The following is a 519-nucleotide window of genomic DNA, read 5'->3' as shown; positions in this document are numbered from 1 at the left end:
ATCAAGGGCTACCTCGATCGCGGGCCCTATCCGGCCGGCGGCGACCACACCACGCTGGACGTATCGGCCTGCGGCTGGGGCCAGGACTTCGACACTTGGCTGATCCCGGCGATGCGGCTAATCGTCGACTTCGGCCAGAGCGAACCGATGATCGGCGTGAACAGCAGCGGCCAATCCGGCAATCCGGCCAGCCCGCACTACGCCGACGGTATCGACGCCTGGCTCAAGGGGCGCTACGTCAGCTTCCCGTTCCAGCCACAGAACCTCGATCGCGTTTACGGCAACAAGCGGCTGACGCTCACTCCCGCTCGCTGAACGGACGGCGCGGAACTTTCCTCCGCGCCGTGGCTCTGAACAGCCGACTTACTCCATGATCATCTTCAGGGCGTCCTTCCGGACGCCCTTCTTTTATCCCCCTCCCGGAAAGCCTCCGTTTTCTCGAAAGCCCGGGCACGGGATCGAACTGATCTCACTCCTCTCCGGCCTCTTCCACGGGCGCCACCAGCGCCCGGTCCAGCC

Annotated in this window: 1 protein-coding gene; it reads left to right on the top strand. The window is 64.9% G+C overall.

Features of this window, described 5'->3' with window-relative positions; all coding sequences use genetic code 11:
- Positions 1-315, top strand: a 315-nt coding sequence (locus AC061S_RS44610) for a penicillin acylase family protein (protein WP_478691601.1), incomplete at its 5' end; no start/stop codon positions are given.
- Positions 316-519 lie beyond the last annotated feature (204 nt).

The organism is Streptomyces sp. CA189 (assembly GCF_056428985.1).
Note: the sequence above shows the minus strand (reverse complement) of the source record. Positions and strands in the feature narration are given on the sequence as shown.